We start from the raw sequence: 17583 nt of genomic DNA on the forward strand, positions 1-17583 counted from the left end.
GCTGACGCCGCTGAAGCCCTTGGTAATTGTGCCGACTGATGATTTACCTGCTTCGCGGCTGACGCCACTCCCACAAAAAATCCGATGCCAGCAACTGGCATCGGATTCTGGGGGACTCAAGCGTTCAAGTGAACAGCATTCCCGCCGAAACGGGGCTTGCTGTTTAGCTCAGTTGGCCTTTCCCGACTTGCGGACCTCGGCACTGCCTACCGGGTTACGCGGATCGCTGCCGCCACTGAGTACATTGCTGCGTCGATCCCACTCCACCGTCTGCAGGTTGCCCCAGACGTGGCTGGAACCACGGCCGCCTTCGGCCGAGTCGCCCGGCAGTTCAACCTTGTGGCCCATCGCCTGCAACTGCTTGGCGACTTCCGGCGAGAACGCACCGGTCTCAGCCGAAATCTCATCCGGCAACCACTGGTGGTGATAGCGCGGCAAGGCGGCTACCTGCTGTGCGTCCAGCCCGGCGTCATAGCCGAGGATGCCGAGCAGGACCATGGTGATGATGCGGCTGCCACCCGGCGTGCCAATCACCACCACCTTGTCATCGTTCTCCATGAAGGTCGGCGTCATCGAGCTGAGCATGCGCTTGCCCTTGGCCGGCGCGTTGGCTGCATACCCCATCACGCCGAAGGCATTGGGCGTACCCGGCTTCAGTGCGAAGTCGTCCATCTCGTTGTTCAACAGCACGCCGGTGCCGGCCGGGATCAGACCCGAGCCGTACAGCAGGTTCACCGTCTGGGTACCGCCAACGCGGTTGCCTTCGCTGTCGATGATCGAGAAATGGGTGGTCTCATCATCTTCCAGCGGCGTCGGGTTACCCGACAGCAGGTCGCTGGGGGTGGCCTTTTCCGGGTGGATGGTCGCGCGCAGGCCCTGCGCATAATCGCGGCTGGTCAGCACCTTCTGCGGGATATCGACAAAGTCGGGATCGCCGAGGAAGAAGGTACGGTCGCGATAGGCACGACGCATCGCTTCCACCACCAGATGGGTGCTGTGCGCCTGATCCATCTTGTTCAGATCCCAGGGCTCCAGGATCTGCAGCATTGAGGCCAACGCAATGCCACCGGAGGACGGCGGCGAGGCGGTGGTGATCTTCCAGCCGCGGTAATTGAACACGATCGGCTCACGGGTCTTGACCGTATAACCGGCCAGCTCCTCGGCGGTCCAGCGGCCGCCGGCCTGCTTCACGCCGGCCAGCAGCTTGCGCCCGGTCTCGCCGCGATAGAAGCCGTCAAAGCCATTGGTCGCCAACAGCTGCAGCGTGTGCGCCAGCTCCGGCTGCTTGAAGATGTCGCCCTCGGCAATCGGCTTGCCATTGCGCAGGTAGACCTCACGGGTACCCGGGTAACGGTCCATCACTTCGCGGCGGCTGGCGTAACCACGGGCCATGCGTGCATACACCGGGAAACCATCGGTGGCGACGCGGATGGCCGGGGCCAACGACTCGCTCAGCGGCAACTTGCCATGCTCACGCGCCAGTTTCACCAGCGCCGCCGGCAAGCCCGGGATACCGGCCGACCAAGGACCATTGACCGAGCGGTCACGGTCCAGATTGCCGTTCTTGTCCAGGAACTGCTCCGGCGTGGCGGATTCGGGCGAGGTCTCGCGCGCATCCAGCATCACGTCCTTGCCGGTCTTGGCGTCGTGCAGCAGGAAGAACCCGCCGCCGCCCAGGCCCGAGCTGATCGGCTCGACCACGGCCAGGGTGGAGGACACGGCCACCGCGGCATCGAACGCGTTACCGCCCTTGCCAAGGATTTCCATACCGGCCTGGGTCGCCAGCGAATGGCCACTGGCAATTGCCGCGCCATCGGGGTGTGCGGCGCGGGCCGGTACGGTATCGGCTGCCCACGCAGCCGGTGACAGCACCAGTGCGAACAGCAGCAGGGAACGGGCAACGAGTTTCATGCCGTTGGATTCTCCGATTGGTAAAACTCAGGGTGATCGCGTTGCAGACCGGCCAGTTTGGCCAGCAGCTGATCTTCGGTTTCGACGATTTCCGGGTCCGGGTCGATGCATTCGACCGGGCACACCACCACGCATTGCGGCTCATCGAAATGACCGACACATTCGGTGCAACGGGCCGGATCGATCACGTAGATCGTCTCGCCCATTGCGATGGCCTGGTTGGGACAGGCCGGCTCACAGACGTCGCAGTTGACGCAGAGCTCGTTGATTTTCAAAGACATTGTTGCGGTGTTCCCGTCGGAGCGGGGCTTGCAACCGGCGCCTGCCGGTTCATCGGTCCTGCTGTTCATGGCCTGCCAAAGGCAGCGCCGACAGCAAGCTTACCGGATACTGGTTTTGCCGGGGTTGGGGTGACGGCAATGCCGCCGCCCCACACCGTTCCGCCCGTGGGGATGCTGCCGCTTGGCAACCTCCAGATTGGGCAGGTCTGCTGTAGCTCAAACCAGAGCCGCAGCAGAGCCAGAGCGATCCCCGCCTGCGGGGGGATGACGCACTGGCAAAGGCGGAGCCGCTACGCGGCCCCGCGCCAGTGCGTCACTTGGCTTCGACGAAGACGTAGTCGGCGCCGGTCGGCTTGACGATGGTCTGCACGCGGGCGTTGTCAGCGGCGTCGCCGATGAACACCACGCGCACACCCTTCATCGAATCAGCCTGCACGTCCTTGAAGCTGGTCTCGATCAGGTCGGCCATCTTGGCCGAAGCCGACGAACCGAAAGCCAGCATGTTGCCCGGCTGGATGCCACGGCCGACGGCGCCGGTGGCGCTCTCAGCCTGACGGTCATACTTGGCAGCAAATTCCGGATCCGATTCCGGCGGCAGGTAGTACAGGAACGGGCTGGCGGTGATGTTGCCCATGTTCTGCACGGCAACAGCCTGCAGGTACTTCTTCCAACCCGCGTCGTCATCCTTGGCCGGGGCGACCAGCGCCTGCTGCGCTTCGACTACCGGTGCTTCTTCTTTTTTGCAGGCCGTTACAGCCAGCACCATCGAGGCGGCAAGCAGCACGCGCATCGTGTTCTTCATGATCGTTCTCCCGTTGAAAAGTAGTGTTACTGAAAAGATTTACTGCCCGCGCGCTTCGCGGGCCTTGCGCAACGCTTCAAGCACAGTGGCCGGCACGAAGCCGGAGACATCCCCGCCCAGCCGGGCGATTTCACGCACCAGCGAGGAAGAGATGAAGCTGTGCTGCTCGGAGGGGGTGAGGAACAGCGTCTCCACCTCCGGGATCAGATGCCGGTTCATGCTCGCCATCTGGAATTCGTACTCAAAATCGGACACCGCGCGCAGGCCGCGCAGCAGCACCCCGCCGTGCACCGAGCGCACGAAGTGAGCCAGCAAGGTGTCGAAGCCAACCACTTCCACGTTGTCGTGGTGCTGCAGGGCTTCCACCGCCAAGGCTACGCGCAGTTCCAGCGGCAGCGTCGGGCCCTTGGACGGGCTCTGCGCCACGCCGACTATCACCTTCTCGAACAGCGGCGCGGCACGGTTCACCAGGTCGATATGACCATTGGTGATCGGGTCGAAAGTGCCCGGGTATACGGCGATGCGGCGATTGGCTGAGGTCATGCGGGTTCGGTCGCGTTCATGTCGCCGCGAAGTGTAGCAGCGGCCCGGCGATAGAGGGCATAGGCCACCTCGCGGGTACTGCCCTCGCGGCGCAACTGCCATTCCGCCGGCAGCTGCGGCGCCGCGCCCACCGGCGCTTCCACGTACAACCAGGCATCTTCAGCCAGGTGTCGGGGCAGGCGTTCGATCACCTGTTCCCACAAACCGGCGGCAAAGGGAGGGTCCAGAAACGCCAGATCAGCCTGCGCGGGTGGCGCACTGCCCAGCCATTGCAGGGCGTCGCCGGCAATTACCTCAACCTGTGCCCCTGCCCCCAGCTTCCCGATCATACCGCGCAGGGCAGCCACCAACTGCGGATCGCGCTCCACCAGTTGTGCCGAGGCCGCACCACGCGACACCGCTTCCAGCCCAAGTGCGCCACTTCCGGCAAACAGGTCCAGGACACGTGCGCCAGGTAGCTTGGGCATCAGCCAGTTGAACAGGGTTTCGCGCACCCGGTCACTGGTCGGCCGCAGGCCCGGCAATTCAGGAACCTGCAGACGGGTATTGCGCCACCGTCCACCGATGATGCGTACCTGCCCGCTGGCGGCGGGCGCCTTGCCGCGGACCGGACTCATCCGGCCCGCACCGGCAAAGCCAATGACAAAACGTGGCAAATCAAATACATCGGCGGTCTACATCCAACAGTTCCAAGTGCTGCAGATGATAGACCAGCGCCAGCTCCGGCTGCGCCCACCTTGAAATCGGCCCATTCACCCTTACCCATGCTGCAGCCACCGCGCAGCTGCGCGATCCATCAGCAACGGAGCACCCCGACCGATGAGCAACCAGAATCACAAGGAAACCCGCGGTTTCCAGACCGAGGTGAAGCAGCTGCTGCACCTGATGATCCATTCGCTGTACTCGAACAAGGAAATCTTCCTGCGCGAGCTGGTGTCCAATGCCGCCGACGCCGCTGACAAGCTGCGTTTCGAAGCGCTGACCCAGCCCGAGCTGCTCGAAGGCGGCGCGCCGCTGCGCATCCGCATCGAGGCTGACCCGACCGCACGCACCCTGACCATCGACGACAACGGTATCGGCCTGAGCCGCGATGAAGCCATCGCCCACCTCGGCACCATCGCCAAGTCGGGCACCGCCGAATTCCTGAAGAACCTGTCCGGCGACCAGAAGAAAGACTCCAACCTGATCGGCCAGTTCGGCGTGGGCTTCTATTCGGCCTTCATCGTTGCCGACCAGGTTGATGTGTACAGCCGTCGCGCCGGCCTGCCGGCCAGCGAAGGCGTGCATTGGTCGTCCAAGGGCGAAGGCGAGTTCGAGGTCGAGACCATTGACAAGCCCGAGCGCGGCACCCGCATCGTGCTGCACCTGAAGGAAGGCGAAGACAGCTACACCGACGGCTGGCAGCTGCGCAGCCTGATCAAGAAATACTCCGACCATATCGGCCTGCCGATCGAGCTGCAGAAAGAGCACCACGGTGAAGAGGCCGACACGCCGGCCACGCCGGAGTGGGAAACGGTCAACCGCGCCAATGCGCTGTGGACCCGCGCCAAGTCCGAGATCAAGGACGAGGAGTACGCCGAGTTCTACAAGCACATCGCCCACGATCCGACCGACCCGCTGGCATGGACCCACAACAAGGTCGAAGGCAAGCTGGAGTACACCTCGCTGCTGTACACCCCGGGCCGCGCACCCTACGACCTGTACCACCGCGACGCGCCCAAGGGCCTGAAGCTCTATGTGCAGCGCGTTTTCATCATGGACCAGGCCGAGCAGTTCCTGCCACTGTACCTGCGCTTCATCAAGGGCGTAGTCGATTCCAACGACCTGCCGTTGAACGTGTCGCGCGAAATCCTGCAGTCCGGCCCGGTGATCGACTCGATGAAGTCGGCCCTGACCAAGCGTTCGCTGGACATGCTGGAGAAGCTGGCCAAGGACAAGCCGGAAGAATACGCAGGCTTCTGGAAGAACTTCGGCCAGGTGCTGAAGGAAGGCCCGGCCGAGGATTACGGCAACCGCGAGAAGGTCGCCGGCCTGCTGCGCTTCGCCTCCACCCATGACGGCAGCGGCGAGCAGAGCGTTGCCCTGGCCGACTACGTCGGCCGCATGATTGAAGGCCAGGACAAGATCTATTACCTGACCGGCGAAAGCTTCCAGCAGGTCAAGGACAGCCCGCATCTTGAGGTGTTCCGCAAGAAGGGCATCGAAGTACTACTGATGACCGATCGCATCGATGAGTGGCTGATGAGCTACCTCACCGAGTTCGACGGCAAATCTTTCGCCGACATCGCCCGCGGCGACCTCGACCTGGGCAAACTTGAGAGCGAGGAAGACAAGAAGGCACAGGAAGAAGTCGCCAAGACCAAGGAAGGCCTGGCCGCGCGCTTGAAGACCGTACTTGGCGAAGAAGTCGCCGAAGTGCGCGTCTCGCACCGCCTGACCGACTCGCCGGCCATCCTGGCCATCGGCGAACAGGACCTGGGCCTGCAGATGCGCCAGATCCTGGAAGCCAGTGGCCAGAAGGTGCCGGACAGCAAGCCGGTATTCGAGTTCAACCCGGCCCACCCGCTGATCGAGAAGCTGGATGCGGAAGCCGATATGGACCGCTTCAACGACTTGGCCCACGTGCTGTTCGACCAGGCCGCATTGGCCGCTGGCGACAGCCTGAAGGACCCGGCCGGCTATGTGCGCCGTTTGAACAAGCTGCTGTTGGAGCTGTCGGCCTGAGTGTAGTGCCGAGCCATGCTCGGCAGGAGCTTTCCCGACAATGCCCGTAGTGCCGAGCCATGCTCGGCAGAAGCCTTACCGGTAAAGCCCCAGAAGCTGCCCTCACCCCAACCCCTCTCCCGTAAACGGGAGAGGGGCTTCAAACAACGGCACCTGCGTTCCCCACGCCGCCGGCCACCTGACCGCCAGTGGTAGAATACACAACTGATTTCAGGCCTTTTTCCTCCATGTTCAGCTTCTTTCGCCGCAAAAAGACCGACGACGCCCAACAGCCCGCAAAGCCGTCCACGCTGAGCGTTGAGGAACTGGCCGCCGCCTTCCCGCAGGCACCGTCGGCGCAAGCGCCGCTGCCGGCAGAACCCATTCAGACTGAAACCACGCAAGCGCCGGTCGAAGCTCCTGTCGCTGCAGCAACGCCTGTAGAGCCGGCAACCGAGGTCGCAGTAACGCCCGCGCCGGTTGTGGAACAAGCCGCCGTAGTTGAAGCAGCCCCTGCTGCAGCACCGGCCCAGATCGAAACACCGGCTGCCATCGAAGCGCCCTCCCCTGCAGTCCTTGAAATCGCTCCGCAGGCGATGGAGTCCGTTGCTGCTCCTGTTGTTGCTGCTCCTGTTGTTGCTCCTGTTGCGGTAGCGACTCCCGCTCCGGCCGTAGCCGAAGTCATCACTCCAAGCTCTCCCGATTCAGACGCCGCGCTGATCCCTGCCAACGCCGAACCCGCCGCACCGGCCGGCAAACTCGGCTGGCGTGATCGCCTGCGCAACAGCAGCTTCGCTCGCAGCTTCGGCGGCCTGTTCTCGCGCAACCCAAAGCTCGATGACGATCTGCTCGACGAGATCGAGACCGCACTAATCACCGCCGACGTCGGCATGCCGGCGACCACGGCGCTGGTCGAAGACCTGCGCAAGCGCATGAAGTCGCGCGAGTTCGCCGACGCCAACGCATTGCTGGCTGCACTTCGCGCCGACCTGATCGCAATGCTCGAGCCGGTCGCCAAGCCGCTGGTCATCGACACCAATGCAAAACCATTTGTGATCCTTACCGTCGGCGTCAACGGCGTCGGCAAGACCACCACCATCGGCAAGCTGGCCAAGCGCTTCAAGGATCAGGGCCATAGCCTGATGCTGGCCGCCGGCGACACCTTCCGCGCCGCCGCCGTCGCCCAGCTGCAGATCTGGGGCGAACGCAATGGCGTGGCCGTGGTCGCCCAAGGTCAGAATGCTGATGCTGCCTCGGTCGCGTTCGACGCACTGCAGGCCGGCAAGGCGCGCGGCACCAGCGTATTGATCGCCGACACCGCCGGCCGCCTGCACACCCAGACCGGGCTGATGAACGAGCTGAGCAAGATCCGCCGCGTGCTTGGCAAGATCGACGAAACCGCACCGCACGAAGTGCTGATGGTGATCGACGGCACTACCGGCCAGAACGCGCTGTCGCAGCTGCGCCAGTTCCATGCCGCTGCCGGTGTCACCGGCCTGGTCGTGACCAAGCTGGACGGCACCGCCAAGGGCGGCGTGGTGTTTGCGCTGGCCCGCGAGTTCGGTATTCCGATCCGCTTCGCCGGTATCGGTGAGCGCCCGGAAGATCTGCGCGTGTTTGATGCCGAAGCCTTCGTCGACGCGCTGTTGCCGCAGGCGCTGGGCGCTTGATCTGAAGCCCCTCTCCCGCAACGCGGGAGAGGGGTTGGGGTGAGGGGAGGCTTTACAAGCAGAATCAAAAGCTCCCCTCATCCGCCCCTTTGGGGCACCTTCTCCCGTAAACGGGAGAAGGTAAACACGCAATCGCCAGCCTTCGCGAGCCAATGCCCAACTTCCCCAGCCAACTCCTCAACTGGTTCGACCAGCACGGCCGCCACGATCTGCCCTGGCAGCATCCGCGTTCGCCGTATCGGGTGTGGCTGTCGGAAATAATGCTGCAGCAGACCCAAGTTGCCACCGCGACGCCATATTTCCAGCGTTTCGTGCAGTCGTTCCCAACCCTGCGCGACCTGGCAGCCACCGACAACGATACGTTGATGGCGCATTGGGCCGGTCTTGGCTACTACGCCCGCGCCCGCAACCTGCACGCCGCAGCCAAGCAATGCGTTGAACTGCATGGCGGTGAGTTGCCGCGCGATTTCGATGCCCTGCTTGCCCTGCCCGGCATAGGCCGCAGCACCGCCGGTGCCATCCTCAGCCAGGCCTGGAACGACCCGTTCGCGATCCTAGATGGCAACGTCAAGCGCGTACTGACGCGTTACCACGGCGTCGCCGGTTTTCCCGGTTTGCCCGTAATCGAAAAGCAGCTCTGGGCACAGGCCGAAGCGCATGTCGCACAGGTGCCGGCCGGTCGCATGGCCGATTACACCCAGGCGCAGATGGATTTCGGCGCAACCCTGTGCACGCGCGCCAAGCCGGCCTGCATCCTGTGCCCGCTGCAGAGTAGCTGTGCCGCACATGCGCAGGGCCTGGTTGATTCACTGCCCACACCGAAGCCCAGCAAAGTGTTGCCTGAGCGCGAAGCCACTGCCTTGCTGCTGGAAGATTCCGACGGTCGCATCCTGCTGTTGAAGCGCCCTCCAACCGGCATCTGGGCCTCGCTGTGGACCTTGCCGCAGGCCGATACCGATAGCGCGCTGCGCGAGTGGTTTGCTGCCAGCATCAAAGGCAACTACGACAACGCCAACGAGCTGCCGTTGATCGTGCATACCTTCAGTCACTACCGCCTGCACCTGCAACCGCTGCACCTGCGCAAGGTCGCACTCAAATCCAAGGTCGGTGACAATGCCGATCTACGCTGGGTAGCGCGTGACGAGTTGGCCACACTCGGCCTGCCCGCACCTATCCGCAAACTGCTGGAACGTCATCCGGCGCACTGATTCGACAGGACTACACCATGCCCCGCTCCGTCTTCTGCCAATACGAACAACGTGAAACCGAGGGTCTGGATTTCGTGCCCTACCCCGGTGAGCTGGGCCAGCGCATCTTCGCCAACATCGGCAAGCCAGCCTGGGCAACCTGGTTGGCGCACCAGACCATGTTGATCAACGAGAACCGTTTGTCGCCGCGCGACCCCAAGCACCGCGCCTTCCTTGAGGAGGAGCTGGTGAAGTTCCTGTTCTCTGGCGGCGCGGAAAAGCCCGCGGGCTACGTCGCGCCGGAAGCGGAATAAAACCGGATGCCTGTAGTGCCGAGCCATGCTCGGCAGGGGCTTTACCAGCAACGTTTCACAGCCCAAGCCGAGCCATGCTCGGCAGGGGCATTACCGGCAACGGTTAGCCCGTGCATGAAGCCCCTGCCGAGCATGGCTCGGCACTACAGGTGGTGCCTCAATCCGTCTCGGTGCCCTGATCTGCAGCACGCTCGGAAATCTTGGCTTCGCGCAGCTGTTTCTCCGATGCACGCAGCGTCTTCACGTCCAGCGGCTGGATGCTGTCAATCCGGCACGGCACATGCGCCATCGGCCCGCCGCCATGCACGATCACGCGGTCAAAGCGCGCTGAAACCTGGCCCATCATATTGGTGATGCTGATCGCCGGGGCGAATGACAGATCCATGCATTGCCCGCTGAGATTCAACAGCCACGCCTCGCTGGGCTTGGTCCACACCGCCAAGGCGCTGTCGCCAAGTTCGGTCCAACCATTGAGCGAACCAAAGTATCTGAAGCTCTTCACCGGCTCACCGGCGTGCGCGCGGTATAGATCCAGACGCTCGGCGCTGGTCAATTTCCCGGTCGTCGCACAGCCACCAAGAACGGCGGCCAGCATCATCGCAACAAACATTTTTTTCATGGCAGCACTCCTCATTGAAGGAAACAACCTGATTCCATGAAACAACCGGCAGTTACCCCAGCATGGTAGTCCCGTGGCAGCCGCAGGATCATCACCTGCCTTTCGCGGCTCAAACCCCGCTGCTGGCCAGCTCGTGCAGGCGGCCCTGGCGTAGCTCCAGCACGCGATCCAGCTTGCGCGCCAAACTGCGGTCATGGGTGACCAGAACCAAACTGGTGCGATGGACCCGGTTCAACTCCAGCATCAGATCGAACACGGTGCCGGCGGTCTTGTCGTCCAGATTGCCGGTCGGCTCGTCGCCGAGCACACAGCCCGGCTGGTTGACCAAGGCGCGCGCAACAGCGGTGCGCTGACGTTCGCCACCGGACAGCTCGCCCGGCTTGTGATCCAGGCGATGGCCGAGCCCCACTGACTCCAACAATGCCTTGGCGCGAGCACTGGCGCCAGCTGGATCGCTGCCACCCAGCATCACCGGGATCATCACATTCTCCAGCGCGGTGAACTCCGGCAGCAGGTGATGGAACTGGTAGACGAAGCCCAGCGAACTGTTGCGCAGCTTCCCGCGCGCGGCATCGGACAGCGCCGACATTCGCTGCCCGGCGACATAGACCTCACCGGCGGTCGGAATATCCAAGCCACCCAACAAGTGCAGCAAGGTGCTCTTGCCCGCGCCAGAGGCGCCGACGATGGCTACGGTCTCGCCGGCGGCAACGTTCAAGTCCAAGCCGTCGAATACCGGCGTGTGCATCTTGCCTTCGGCGTAGGTCTTGCCCAGGCCTTCGGCGCGGATTACCGATTCCATCAATGCGTTCTCATTCATAGCGCAGCGCCTCGGCCGGCTGGGTGCGGGCTGCGCGCCACGCCGGATAGATGGTTGCGGCAAAGCTCATCAGCAGCGCCACCACAGTGATCACCACGATGTCGGCGGTCTGCATGTCGGTAGGCAGGCCGGTGATGTAGTACACATCCTCCGGCAGCAACTTGATGTTGAAGACGGTCTCGATCAGGCCGAGGATGCGCTCCAGATTGAGGGTCAAGGTGATGCCACTGATGACACCGACAATGGTGCCGAACACGCCGATCAAGGTGCCCTGCACCATGAACACCTGCATCACTCCGCCCGGCGTCAGGCCAAGCGTGCGCAGGATGGCGATATCAGCCTGCTTGTCGGTGACCAGCATCACCTGCGAGGACACCAGATTGAACGCGCCCATCGCCACGATCAGCGACAGCAGGATGCCCATCACCGTCTTTTCCATGCGCAACGAGTGGTAGAGGTTGGCGTTTTCCTGGGTCCAATCGCTCACCCGGTAATAGCCGTTGAGGTTGACCGCCAGATCGCGGGCCACGGTATAGGCCTGGTCCATGTCATGCATTTTCAGGCGCACGCCGGTGACACCGTCCATGCGCAGCACGCGCTCCATGTCCTGCATATTGGTGAAGGCAACGCCGCGGTCCACTTCATTGGAGCCAGCCTCGAAGATGCCGCTGACCTTGAAGCGCTTGACCCTAGGCATGGCGCCCATCGGCGTGCCCTGCACCTCGGCCAAGGTCGCTACAACGCTGTCGCCAACATCGACGCCCAACCAGATCGCCAGCTCCTTGCCGACCACCATGTTGAATTCGCCGGGCTGCAGGCTGTCCAACTTGCCCTTGGTCATCTTCTCGGCCAGTACCGAGACCTTAGACTCCTGTGCCGGGTCGATGCCCTGGATGATCGCGCCCTGCACCCGCAGGCCGCTCAACATGCCCTGGATCTCGATATACGGCGCGGCACCCGCTACACGCGGGTCCTTGGTCGCCACGTCGATGGCATGCTGCCAGTTGGCCATCGGCTCGCCGTCGGCGCTGACCGTGGCATGCGCCGACATCTGCAGCAGACGGTCGCGGATCTCTTTCTGGAAACCGCTCATTACCGCCAGGGTGGTGATCAGCACCATCACCCCGAGCGCGATGCCGAGGATGGACGCCATGGAGATGAAGGAGATGAAGCCATTGCGGCGCTTGGCGCGCAGATAGCGCAATCCGATTGCGACAGGTAAGGGTTTGAACATGCGTGTCTGCCCGTGAACTGGTCGCTATGGTGCCACTCCCGGCGGCCGGCGGGAAACGCCATGCGCCTTTACGGCCAGTCGCAGTTCACGTCGCTGCCCGCGCGACAGCGTATCGGGCCAGAACAGCAGCTGTTGGCGGCGCTTGCCGAGCCGCCAACGAAGCACCAGCAGCGGGCCGCGTTCGAGCAGTTCGATCCGCTCCACGGGTTCGGCGTCGATGCAGGGCGGGCTTGGTGGCGAGGGTATGAGTATGTTCCGGCCCGGCTTGCGCGCCTCGGCGCGCGTCTGCAGCAGCCCCCAGCCAAGCACGCACACGCCCAAGGGCCAGGCGTAGCCTGGCTCCAATCTGCAGTTCACTAACGAAATGGCGGCAAGTACCGCCAGGCCCAGCAACGCGCAGCTCAACCAGCGCGATGGGCGCCACTCACACCGGAAGGGCGCGGATATAGGCGATGAGTTGCGCCTGCGACGCATCCGAACAGACCTCGTAGCCCATGAACCAGCGCCACAACTTATCGTCTTCGGTGTCCAGCAACTGCAGGAAAACCCCGCGCTCGGCGGCAGGTGCTTGCAGCCAGCGGCGGTCCAGATAGCGGCCGAACAGCTGATCCAGCTCGCGCATCCCACGCCGGCAGCGCCAGCGCAGCTTCTTCAACAGGATTTCGTCTTCGGTCTGCATGGCTTCAAGCTTAAGCCCCTCTCCCGTTCACGGGAGAGGGGTTGGGGTGAGGGCAGCTTCTGGAGGGATTCATCCAGACCGCCGCTCAAAGTTCAGCAAGGGCAACTTCAATAGCTCCCCCTCATCCGCCCCTGCGGGGCACCTTCTCCCGCAGGCGGGAGAAGGGAGAACAACCGCACATCAAGAGCAAGCACCCCAGCTTGCACTGGGGCAAGCTCGCATCAAGCGCGGCGCGCCATCATCAGCTTCTTGATCTCGGCGATTGCCAGTGCCGGGTTCAAGCCCTTCGGGCAGGTGCGTGCGCAATTCATGATGGTGTGGCAGCGGTACAGCTTGAACGGATCTTCCAGATCGTCCAGACGTGCGCCGGTGTCTTCATCGCGCGAATCGATGATCCAACGGTAAGCCTGCAGCAGCACGGCCGGGCCCAGGTAACGCTCGCCATTCCACCAGTAGCTCGGGCAGCTGGTCGAGCAGCACGCACACAGGATGCACTCGTACAGGCCGTCCAGCTTCTTGCGGTCTTCCGGCGACTGCAGGCGCTCGCGGTCTGCCGGGGCCGGGGTCTGGGTGCGGATCCACGGCTTGATGGAGGCGTACTGCGCGTAGAAGTGGGTCAGGTCCGGAACCAGATCCTTGACCACGTCCATATGCGGCAACGGGTAGATCGGCACTTCGGCCTTGCCGCAATCGGCAATGGCGCGGGTGCAGGCCAGGGTGTTGGTGCCGTCGATGTTCATCGCGCACGAACCGCAGATACCCTCGCGGCAGGAGCGACGGAAGGTCAGGGTCGGATCAATCTCGTTCTTGATCTTGATCAGCGCGTCCAGAACCATCGGGCCGCACGCATCGAGATCGATCTCGTAGGTATCGGTACGCGGATTCTGGTTGTCGTCGGGGCTCCAGCGGTAGATCTTGAAGGTACGCGTGTTCTTCGCACCGCTTTTGGCGGGGAAGTGCTTGCCCTTGGTCAACCGGGAGTTCTTCGGAAGTGCAAATTCAGCCATGTTCGTAGGTTCCCCGGATCAGTAGACGCGCGGCTTCGGCGGCACCACGGACACGTCATCGCTGAGCGTGTACATGTGCACCGGACGGTAATCGAAGCTGCACTTGCCCTTGTCGTCGACGGTGACCAGCGTGTGCTTCTGCCAGTTGACGTCGTCGCGGTCCGGGAAGTCCTCGTGCGCGTGGGCGCCACGGCTTTCCTTGCGCTGCTCGGCCGAGTTGATGGTCGCCACTGCGTTGAGCAGCAGGTTGTTCAGCTCGTAGGTCTCGATCAGGTCCGAGTTCCAGACCAGCGAACGGTCGGAAACCTTGACGTCCTGGAACGAATCAAACACTTCCGCCATCTTCTGGCAGCCTTCTTCCAGCGTCTTGCTGGTGCGGAACACGGCAGCATCGTTCTGCATGGTGCGCTGCATGTTGTCGCGGATGACCGAGGTCGGCGTATCGCCATTGGCGTGACGCAGCTTGTCGAGCAGACCCAAGGCCTTGTCGCAGGCATCCGACGGCAGGGTCTTGTGCGCAGCGCCCGGCTTGATCGTCTCGGCGCAGCGGTTGGCCACGGCGCGGCCAAACACCACCAGATCAAGCAGCGAATTGGAGCCCAGACGGTTGGCACCGTGCACGGACACGCAGGCGGCTTCGCCGATGGCGTACAGGCCCGGCACCACTGCATCGTTGTTGTCGCCGACCTTGCGCACCACTTCACCGTGGTAGTTGGTCGGGATGCCGCCCATGTTGTAGTGCACGGTCGGGATGACCGGGATCGGCTGCTTGTGCACGTCGACGCCAGCAAAGATGCGTGCGCTTTCGGCAATACCTGGCAGCTTGTCGTCGATCACGCCCGGGCCGAGGTGGGTCAGGTCGAGCAGGATGTGATCCTTGTGCTCGCCGACGCCGCGGCCTTCGCGGATTTCGATGGTCATCGAACGCGACACCACGTCACGCGATGCCAGATCCTTGTAATGCGGTGCGTAGCGCTCCATGAAGCGCTCGCCATTGCTGTTGCGCAGAATACCGCCCTCGCCTCGCACACCTTCGGTGATCAGGCAGCCGGCGCCATAGATGCCGGTCGGGTGGAACTGCACGAACTCCATGTCCTGCAGCGGCAGGCCGGCACGGGCCACCAGGCCACCGCCGTCACCGGTACAGGTATGCGCCGAGGTGGCGCTGAAGTAGGCACGGCCGTAGCCGCCGGTTGCCAGCACCACGCCCTGCGAACGGAACAGGTGCAGGGTGCCTTCGGCCATGTCCAGGGCGAGCACGCCGCGGCAGACGCCTTCGTCATCGAAAATCAGGTCGAGTGCGAAGTACTCGATCATGAACTGCGCATCGTGCGCCAGCGACTGCTGGTACAGGGTGTGCAGGATGGCGTGGCCGGTACGGTCGGCGGCGGCGCAGGTACGCTGCGCGGACGGGCCTTCACCGTACTTGGTGGTCATGCCACCGAACGGACGCTGGTAGATCTTGCCTTCTTCGGTGCGCGAGAACGGAACGCCGTAGTGCTCCAGCTCGATGATGGCCGGGATGGCCTCACGGCACATGTACTCGATGGCGTCCTGGTCGCCCAGCCAATCCGAACCCTTGATGGTGTCGAAGAAGTGGTAACGCCAGTCGTCCTCACCCATGTTGCCGAGCGCGGCGGAAATGCCGCCCTGCGCTGCCACGGTGTGCGAGCGGGTCGGGAAGACCTTGGTGATGCAGACCGTCTGCAGACCCTTCTGGGCCAGGCCAAAGGTCGCACGCAGGCCAGCGCCACCGGCGCCAACGACCACCATGTCGACCTTGTGTTCAGTGATGTTGTAAGCGGACATGTATCAGTTCCCAAACGCGATGCGGGCAACCGCAAAGATGCTGACGATGGCGCCGAGCACGGCGACGAACTTGACCGTGGTCTGCAAGGCCAGGGCCATCAGCGAATTGTGGATGTAGTCCTCCAGGACCACCTGCAGGCCAAGCTGGGCGTGCCAGAACATGGCGACCAGGAAGCCGCCCAGCAGGATCGCGTTCCACGGCTTGGCAATGGTTTCCACGGCGGTGACGTAGTCGGCGCCCATCAGGCTCAGCACCAGGCACAGGAACCAGATGGTCAGTGCGACCAGGGCGGTTGCAGTCAGGCGCTGGTGGACGAAGTGCTCGGTACCGGACTTGGCGCTGCCAAGGCCACGCGCATTCTTCAGCGGGGTGCGGTACTTGCTCATGCGGCAGCTCCCATGCAGACGTAAGCCCAGATCAGCGCGGTCAGCACCAGCGAGGCAATCACCGACACCCAGCTGCTGCGGACGAAGGTAGCCTTGGCGTAGCCGATGGCGAAGTCCTGCACGATATGGCGGATGCCATTGCACAGATGGTAGGCAAAGCACCAGGTCCAACCGAACAGGATCACCTTGCCGTACCAAGCGCTGGCGTGGGTGGTGAAGCAGTTCCAGGACTCAGGCCCCATCATCAGGGCGAACAAGCCGCCCGCAATGATCAGGGAACCGACAGTCAGAATGATGCCGGTTACTCGATGCAGGATCGAGGTGGCCATCTGGATCTGCCAGCGATACACCTGCAGGTGCGGAGAGAGGGGGCGGGGTCTGTTCGCCATTCGCTGACTCGTATCTCGGCTGGGCGGCTCAATGCCGCGTTGGCTCAACGCTGCTCAGAAATCTATGCAGCGCCCGTTTTTCTCCCAATCGCCATACCGCACCGGATCAAGTCCGCCGCGGCCGCCTATTTCCTCAGGCACCGGTGTCACCTCGGGAAGCGGCTGCTTCTCGGGGGCCAACGGGGCTTCAGCTTCGGGCTCGGGAGTGGGGGTTGTTTGGCCTATCATTGGTGGTCTCGCAACGCACAAATTTTAGTCCTCAGTCACGTGTCTGACAACCTCGCCCCTGCTTTCACCGGTTTCCGCACACTTTCCAAGGCTCAGATAGTGAGCCTTGCGGGAGCTGATGCGGTCGCTTTCGCCCAAGCCCAGTTCGCCAATGACGTGCCCTCGCTGGCCGATGGTCATTGGCAATGGAGCGCCTGGCTGACCGCCAAAGGCCGCGTGCTGTCTATCTTTCAGCTGGTACGGGTGGACGCACAGACCCTGCTGCTGATCTGCCACGACGGCGGTGCCGAGGCCATGGCCGAGCAGTTGCGACGCTTTGTATTCCGCCGCAAGGTCGTCATCAGCCATGCCAGCGCGCTGGCAGTGAATGCCGCCCTGGCAGCGCCGGTTTCGGCGCATGGCGCGCAATTGGCGCAGCTGGGCGATGCCGTCATCGAGCTGGATGTGGGCAGCGCAGCGGTTCCGCGCACGCTGCAGGTTGGCGGCTTGGCCGCTGCCATTGACGACAGCGCTGAATTGGCATGGCGTCAATCCGACCTTCGTTTCGGCCTGCCCCGGCTTGTAGATGCACAGCGTGAGCAATGGACGCCGCAACAGTTGGGGCTGGATCGCTTGAACGCTTACAGCGTCAAGAAAGGCTGCTATCCCGGCCAGGAAATCGTCGCCCGCACCCACTTCCTGGGCAAGGCCAAGCGCTCGCTGGCGTTGTTGGAATGTGTCTCATTCGCCAATTCTGGTGACACAGTCCAGCACAGCGACAGCAACATCGGCACCGTCGCCTGCGTCGCAGGCTCATTGGTGCTTGCGGTGCTGCCACTGGAGTTGCCGGAAGGCCCGCTCCTGGTCAATGGCGAGACCGCCAGCCTCCAGCCGCTACTGGAAGGTCTGGCCCGCTGACACCGTGTTGTGCCGAGCATTGCTGGCAATGGGGCTTTACGGGAAAAGCCTCTGCCGAGCTTGGCTCGACACTACAAAGGCGTTGCCGGCCAACTGGTGTAGG

The 17583-nt window shown here is 63.2% G+C and carries 20 protein-coding genes; 5 read left to right on the forward strand and 15 right to left on the reverse strand.

The genetic code is table 11. The features are described from left to right. Positions 1-168: 168 nt before the first annotated feature. The 5 genes from ggt to rsmD form a co-directional block, all read right to left on the reverse strand. Positions 169-1911, reverse strand: coding sequence for a gamma-glutamyltransferase (gene ggt / locus ACVOMB_RS18435; protein WP_481532514.1), 1743 nt, complete (start codon positions 1909-1911; stop codon positions 169-171). Further along, positions 1908-2192, reverse strand: a complete 285-nt coding sequence (locus ACVOMB_RS18440; RefSeq protein ID WP_481510864.1) for a YfhL family 4Fe-4S dicluster ferredoxin — start codon at positions 2190-2192, stop codon at positions 1908-1910. The genes ggt and ACVOMB_RS18440 overlap by 4 nt, the downstream gene beginning before the upstream one ends. A gap of 313 nt (positions 2193-2505) precedes the next feature. After that, entirely contained in the window at positions 2506-2994 is a 489-nt protein-coding gene (locus tag ACVOMB_RS18445) for a hypothetical protein (protein ID WP_481513534.1), read from the reverse strand. A gap of 39 nt (positions 2995-3033) precedes the next feature. Beyond that, entirely contained in the window at positions 3034-3537 is a 504-nt protein-coding gene (gene coaD / locus ACVOMB_RS18450) for a pantetheine-phosphate adenylyltransferase (protein WP_481516224.1), read from the reverse strand. Next, entirely contained in the window at positions 3534-4154 is a 621-nt protein-coding gene (gene rsmD / locus ACVOMB_RS18455; RefSeq protein ID WP_481532515.1) for a 16S rRNA (guanine(966)-N(2))-methyltransferase RsmD, read from the reverse strand. The genes coaD and rsmD overlap by 4 nt, the downstream gene beginning before the upstream one ends. Positions 4155-4356: 202 nt before the next feature. Here rsmD and htpG point away from each other — a divergent pair, with 202 nt between their 5' ends. The 4 genes from htpG to ACVOMB_RS18475 all read left to right on the forward strand — a co-directional run bounded on the left by htpG (position 4357) and on the right by ACVOMB_RS18475 (position 9411). Beyond that, the gene (gene htpG / locus ACVOMB_RS18460; protein WP_481532516.1) at positions 4357-6261 is read left to right on the forward strand and encodes a molecular chaperone HtpG; all 1905 of its coding nucleotides are present in this window, start codon (positions 4357-4359) and stop codon (positions 6259-6261) included. Between the two features lie 227 nt (positions 6262-6488). Then, a complete protein-coding gene (ftsY, locus tag ACVOMB_RS18465; RefSeq protein WP_481532517.1) occupies positions 6489-7910 on the forward strand; it encodes a signal recognition particle-docking protein FtsY in 1422 nt (473 codons plus the stop codon). Positions 7911-8062: 152 nt separating this feature from the next. After that, positions 8063-9118 carry an A/G-specific adenine glycosylase gene (gene mutY, locus ACVOMB_RS18470; protein ID WP_481532518.1) on the forward strand — a complete coding sequence of 352 codons (1056 nt, stop codon included), beginning with the start codon at positions 8063-8065 and terminating at the stop codon, positions 9116-9118. 17 nt (positions 9119-9135) lie between these two features. Next, complete coding sequence (locus tag ACVOMB_RS18475; protein ID WP_481513528.1) at positions 9136-9411, forward strand: oxidative damage protection protein; 276 nt, start codon at positions 9136-9138, stop codon at positions 9409-9411. A 157-nt stretch (positions 9412-9568) separates the two neighbouring features. Here ACVOMB_RS18475 and ACVOMB_RS18480 read toward each other — a convergent pair whose 3' ends face one another. From ACVOMB_RS18480 to ACVOMB_RS18525, 10 genes are all read right to left on the reverse strand, one after another. Continuing rightward, positions 9569-10030 carry a DUF6491 family protein gene (locus ACVOMB_RS18480; protein WP_481532519.1) on the reverse strand — a complete coding sequence of 154 codons (462 nt, stop codon included), beginning with the start codon at positions 10028-10030 and terminating at the stop codon, positions 9569-9571. Positions 10031-10139: 109 nt separating this feature from the next. Next, positions 10140-10850, reverse strand: a complete 711-nt coding sequence (gene lolD / locus ACVOMB_RS18485; protein WP_481517947.1) for a lipoprotein-releasing ABC transporter ATP-binding protein LolD — start codon at positions 10848-10850, stop codon at positions 10140-10142. Further along, complete coding sequence (locus ACVOMB_RS18490; protein WP_481532520.1) at positions 10843-12084, reverse strand: lipoprotein-releasing ABC transporter permease subunit; 1242 nt, start codon at positions 12082-12084, stop codon at positions 10843-10845. The genes lolD and ACVOMB_RS18490 overlap by 8 nt, the downstream gene beginning before the upstream one ends. A 24-nt stretch (positions 12085-12108) precedes the next feature. Continuing rightward, on the reverse strand, positions 12109-12477 hold the full coding sequence (locus ACVOMB_RS18495) for a hypothetical protein (protein WP_481532521.1): 369 nt from the start codon (positions 12475-12477) through the stop codon (positions 12109-12111). A gap of 31 nt (positions 12478-12508) precedes the next feature. Further along, a complete protein-coding gene (locus tag ACVOMB_RS18500; RefSeq protein WP_481532522.1) occupies positions 12509-12763 on the reverse strand; it encodes an FAD assembly factor SdhE in 255 nt (84 codons plus the stop codon). Between the two features lie 221 nt (positions 12764-12984). After that, entirely contained in the window at positions 12985-13770 is a 786-nt protein-coding gene (locus tag ACVOMB_RS18505) for a succinate dehydrogenase iron-sulfur subunit (protein WP_481532523.1), read from the reverse strand. Between the two features lie 18 nt (positions 13771-13788). Next, complete coding sequence (gene sdhA, locus ACVOMB_RS18510; protein WP_481532524.1) at positions 13789-15579, reverse strand: succinate dehydrogenase flavoprotein subunit; 1791 nt, start codon at positions 15577-15579, stop codon at positions 13789-13791. 3 nt (positions 15580-15582) lie between these two features. Next, positions 15583-15966: a succinate dehydrogenase, hydrophobic membrane anchor protein gene (gene sdhD / locus ACVOMB_RS18515; RefSeq protein ID WP_282268787.1), complete on the reverse strand. Its 384-nt coding sequence runs from the start codon at positions 15964-15966 to the stop codon at positions 15583-15585. Further along, positions 15963-16355: a succinate dehydrogenase, cytochrome b556 subunit gene (sdhC, locus tag ACVOMB_RS18520; protein ID WP_481532525.1), complete on the reverse strand. Its 393-nt coding sequence runs from the start codon at positions 16353-16355 to the stop codon at positions 15963-15965. The genes sdhD and sdhC overlap by 4 nt, the downstream gene beginning before the upstream one ends. A 54-nt stretch (positions 16356-16409) precedes the next feature. Beyond that, on the reverse strand, positions 16410-16583 hold the full coding sequence (locus tag ACVOMB_RS18525) for a DUF1674 domain-containing protein (RefSeq protein WP_481532526.1): 174 nt from the start codon (positions 16581-16583) through the stop codon (positions 16410-16412). 39 nt (positions 16584-16622) lie between these two features. Between ACVOMB_RS18525 and ygfZ the strand changes: the two genes are divergently transcribed. Beyond that, positions 16623-17480 carry a CAF17-like 4Fe-4S cluster assembly/insertion protein YgfZ gene (gene ygfZ, locus ACVOMB_RS18530; protein ID WP_481532527.1) on the forward strand — a complete coding sequence of 286 codons (858 nt, stop codon included), beginning with the start codon at positions 16623-16625 and terminating at the stop codon, positions 17478-17480. Positions 17481-17583 lie beyond the last annotated feature (103 nt).

It is taken from the genome of Stenotrophomonas sp. STEN018 (assembly GCF_056760235.1).

Excerpts from the sequence above, each read along its gene's own strand:
- coaD (WP_481516224.1), bottom strand. The coding sequence starts at position 3,537 with ATGACCTCAGCCAATCGCCGCATCGCCGTATACCCGGGCACTTTCGAC.
- htpG (WP_481532516.1), top strand. The coding sequence starts at position 4,357 with ATGAGCAACCAGAATCACAAGGAAACCCGCGGTTTCCAGACCGAGGTG.
- sdhA (WP_481532524.1), bottom strand. The coding sequence starts at position 15,579 with ATGTCCGCTTACAACATCACTGAACACAAGGTCGACATGGTGGTCGTT.
- ACVOMB_RS18505 (WP_481532523.1), bottom strand. The coding sequence starts at position 13,770 with ATGGCTGAATTTGCACTTCCGAAGAACTCCCGGTTGACCAAGGGCAAG.
- lolD (WP_481517947.1), bottom strand. The coding sequence starts at position 10,850 with ATGAATGAGAACGCATTGATGGAATCGGTAATCCGCGCCGAAGGCCTG.
- rsmD (WP_481532515.1), bottom strand. The coding sequence starts at position 4,154 with ATGAGTCCGGTCCGCGGCAAGGCGCCCGCCGCCAGCGGGCAGGTACGC.
- ACVOMB_RS18475 (WP_481513528.1), top strand. The coding sequence starts at position 9,136 with ATGCCCCGCTCCGTCTTCTGCCAATACGAACAACGTGAAACCGAGGGT.
- sdhC (WP_481532525.1), bottom strand. The coding sequence starts at position 16,355 with ATGGCGAACAGACCCCGCCCCCTCTCTCCGCACCTGCAGGTGTATCGC.
- ggt (WP_481532514.1), bottom strand. The coding sequence starts at position 1,911 with ATGAAACTCGTTGCCCGTTCCCTGCTGCTGTTCGCACTGGTGCTGTCA.
- ACVOMB_RS18500 (WP_481532522.1), bottom strand. The coding sequence starts at position 12,763 with ATGCAGACCGAAGACGAAATCCTGTTGAAGAAGCTGCGCTGGCGCTGC.
- ACVOMB_RS18490 (WP_481532520.1), bottom strand. The coding sequence starts at position 12,084 with ATGTTCAAACCCTTACCTGTCGCAATCGGATTGCGCTATCTGCGCGCC.
- ACVOMB_RS18440 (WP_481510864.1), bottom strand. The coding sequence starts at position 2,192 with ATGTCTTTGAAAATCAACGAGCTCTGCGTCAACTGCGACGTCTGTGAG.
- mutY (WP_481532518.1), top strand. The coding sequence starts at position 8,063 with ATGCCCAACTTCCCCAGCCAACTCCTCAACTGGTTCGACCAGCACGGC.
- ftsY (WP_481532517.1), top strand. The coding sequence starts at position 6,489 with ATGTTCAGCTTCTTTCGCCGCAAAAAGACCGACGACGCCCAACAGCCC.
- ACVOMB_RS18445 (WP_481513534.1), bottom strand. The coding sequence starts at position 2,994 with ATGAAGAACACGATGCGCGTGCTGCTTGCCGCCTCGATGGTGCTGGCT.
- ACVOMB_RS18525 (WP_481532526.1), bottom strand. The coding sequence starts at position 16,583 with ATGATAGGCCAAACAACCCCCACTCCCGAGCCCGAAGCTGAAGCCCCG.
- ACVOMB_RS18480 (WP_481532519.1), bottom strand. The coding sequence starts at position 10,030 with ATGAAAAAAATGTTTGTTGCGATGATGCTGGCCGCCGTTCTTGGTGGC.
- sdhD (WP_282268787.1), bottom strand. The coding sequence starts at position 15,966 with ATGAGCAAGTACCGCACCCCGCTGAAGAATGCGCGTGGCCTTGGCAGC.